The organism is Frankia sp. CoWAU3 (assembly GCF_977971855.1).
This window is the reverse complement of the sequence record NZ_CDWWXB010000066.1, coordinates 14,471-17,332: the sequence shown is the minus strand read 5'-3', so window position 1 is coordinate 17,332 and position 2,862 is coordinate 14,471. Positions and strand designations below refer to the sequence as shown.

Below are 2,862 nucleotides of genomic sequence, written 5' to 3'. Positions count from 1 at the left end.
ACAGAGTGACACCCGAAGGTTAAACGACAAGCTGAGCTCTTCCTTGATCTCTCTCAGCTTCGCCCGCATCCGCTTCTTGTCCGTGACGCGCCTCACCCAGAACCGCCCGTTCCTGGACTTCGCGCACATGTGCGTGAACCCCAGGAACGTGGTTACTGGTCAGGTAGCTCGATCGTTTAGCGTTGTCGCAGGTCAGGTCGCGTGAGTGATATCCGCTGTGGCGCCGGGGTGCTCGCGGTGGGTGACAGCCCTATAGGTTGATCACGTGCCATCCGTCGATCAGCCCGTGCCGTCGTATGACGAGCTCGTGATGTTGATCGGTACGCTACGCCAGGAACTGTCCGAGGTACGCGGCGAGGTGGTCGAGGCGCGGCGGCAGGCTGCGGACGCGGTGGAAGCCCTCGCGCAGGCGACCGCGGAGATCGCGGAGCTGAAGGCGCGGCTGGGCAGGACCTCGAAGAGCTCCTCGAAGCCCCCGAGCAGCGACGGGCCGGCGAAGCCGGCGCCGAAGTCGCGCCGGGAGCGCAGAGGCCGACCGCCGGGCGGCCAGCCCGGTCATCCCGGTTCGACGCTCGCGCTGGTCGCGGACCCGGACCGCACCGTCCTGCACGAGCCGGCGTGCTGCCGGCGGTGCGGAGACGCGCTGCTGCTCGCGCCGGTCACCGGCTTCGAACGTCGCCAGGTCGTCGACGTGGAACGTCCGGCGGGCCGGACGGTCACCGAGCACCGGCTGCTCATGCGGGAGTGCGCCTCGTGTGGGGCGCGGACGCGGGCGGCGGCGGGCGGGGTGGACGCGCCGGTCCAGTACGGTGAGCAGGTCCGCGCTCTGGTCCTCTATCTGTATGGCGGTCAGTTCCTCTCGAAGGACCGCACCGCGCAGGCGATGTCCGAGCTGTTCGGGATCCGACTGTCGGCCGGCACGGTCGTCGCGATCCAGACGCGGGCGACCGCCACGTTGCAGAAGGCGTTCCTGCCGCTGCCCTACCTGCTCGCGGCCAGGCCGCTCTCCATCACATCCATAATCATATATGTACCCGGAGCGGCCACACAAGACACGCTCTTAATATAACTACCCGCGCTTTGACCGACCGAAAAACCCGCTACCAGCTACCAGCTGGTCAGCGGCGGGCACCGCCAAGCTGGAGACCGACCACTCCGACGATGACGAGGGTCAGCGAGGCGACCTTTAGCGCGTTCATCGATTCGCCGAAGACGGCCGCGCCAATGACGGCCATGGCCGCGGTACCGGCCGCGGACCACACCGCGTAAGTGAAGCCGATCTCCAGATGCTGCAACACTCGAGACACGAAAAAAAATGACAGCGGATAGCAGACACAGACCATCAGGGTCGGCCAGAGCCGAGTGAACCCGCTGGTCTCCCGAAGCGCCAGCGTTCCAGTGATCTCCAGCACTATAGCGACGATAAACTGCACGATGACGGCCATACCCGGACGATATCGGCGCGCCGGATGGCCGTCGCCCCGGCCAGGGAATTCAACCCGTTCGGCTCGTCGATCGGCTGGCGGTCACCGGTAGCGGGATGCCGACCCCGTGCCGGGCACTCGCCTCCGCGAGCAACGCGGCCAGCCAGCCCAGCGCGTCCAACGTCCACTCGGCGAGGGCCCCCTGGAAGGTGACCCGGTGCCGAGCAGATCCCTGCCACAGTTCATCGATGACGGCGGGTTCCAGCACCGGATGGTCGTCGTTCGCCGGAGAGAGCGAGTCATCCGAGAAGACGTGCTGGTCGAGTTTGCGCAGCCAGTCGAGCATCGCGGGGGCGGCGGAACGGATGGCCGGGTCCTGCCCGCCGTCCACCGTCACCCGCACCCGCGTTCTGTGCCGCGGGGCGCAGTCGGCGAACCAGCCGGCATCCTGCAGCAGACTTCCCACGGCGGGTGTCCGTGGCGAGATCCCGAGACCCTCGACCGGCGACACCTGCACCGGCAGCAGGAGCTGCACCGCCGTCAGCCGCAGCGTGCCGATCCGCGCCACGGCATCGTCCGCGCAGGCCAGGAACGGCTACACCGGCAGGGGGCGGCGGTTCGGGACCGGTTCGGTCAACGACACCTGGAACCAGGCGGCGCGGGACGGCGACGCCCCGGCGGCGGCAGGCCGGTCCTGCCCGGCATCGTTCATCCCCCACAGGCCGCCGGAGGCGTCCGGCATGGCCTCGGTGAGCCAGCCCAGCGCGGACGACCTCGCGACGAACAGGCTGTACGCGTCGGAGGATGCGACGAAGGGATCCCGCCACGGGTGCGGCGCCAGCTCGCCGTGCAGGGAGGCGAACAGGGTGCCGGCGGGCCCGGCCGCGTCGCCCTCGTGCACTACCGCCGGCACCTGATGTTCCGACCCTTCGTGACGAGTTTGTTCGGGTCGTCGGGCACGCCCACCAGATCCACGTCGATGACGCTACGCCACCCTGTCAGACTGCCGCTCCTGCAGTGGCCCCGCCCGGTCGGCCGTGCGCCGCGCTCCCGTCGGTCTGGAGCGATCCCGCTTCCGTGGACCGGGGGTGTGAGACAGCTACGCCGAGGCCCGGCGAGCAGGACGTTCCCGCTCGGATCATACCGGCGCCCACCAGCCGGGATACATCACATCCGGTTCCCCGGGCCGGTACATTACGGCCATCGTGTCCAACATGCGCGGTCCAGGCGATGCGCCGCGGCGGCTCGACCGGCCGCTCGGCGGCGTACACCCGGTCCCGGCGGTCCCGCTGTCTCCGCCGTCTCCGACGCTCCCCGATGAGGCACCCAGCCCGATGAGTACGCCCGTGCGGGGCGTCCGCCATCCCGCCGGCGCGTCCGGCCGCCCGCCGGCAGCCGGCCCGCGGGCCGGCTCCGCCTGACGGACCGAACGATCCGT

Annotated in this window: 4 protein-coding genes; 1 reads left to right on the top strand and 3 read right to left on the bottom strand. The window is 69.6% G+C overall.

The genetic code is table 11. From position 1 onward, the window contains the following. The first annotated feature begins 265 nt into the window (after positions 1–265). Complete coding sequence (locus tag AC08ON_RS08525; protein ID WP_476608518.1) at positions 266–1,069, top strand: DUF6444 domain-containing protein; 804 nt, start codon at positions 266–268, stop codon at positions 1,067–1,069. Between the two features lie 49 nt (positions 1,070–1,118). On the opposite strand, the gene AC08ON_RS08520 is transcribed toward AC08ON_RS08525, so the two are convergent. The 3 genes from AC08ON_RS08520 to AC08ON_RS08510 form a co-directional block, all read right to left on the bottom strand. Further along, entirely contained in the window at positions 1,119–1,433 is a 315-nt protein-coding gene (locus tag AC08ON_RS08520; protein ID WP_476616748.1) for a DMT family transporter, read from the bottom strand. A 61-nt stretch (positions 1,434–1,494) separates the two neighbouring features. Further along, complete coding sequence (locus tag AC08ON_RS08515; protein ID WP_476608520.1) at positions 1,495–1,992, bottom strand: hypothetical protein; 498 nt, start codon at positions 1,990–1,992, stop codon at positions 1,495–1,497. Between the two features lie 27 nt (positions 1,993–2,019). Further along, positions 2,020–2,325: a hypothetical protein gene (locus tag AC08ON_RS08510; protein WP_476616747.1), complete on the bottom strand. Its 306-nt coding sequence runs from the start codon at positions 2,323–2,325 to the stop codon at positions 2,020–2,022. Positions 2,326–2,862: the final 537 nt, after the last annotated feature.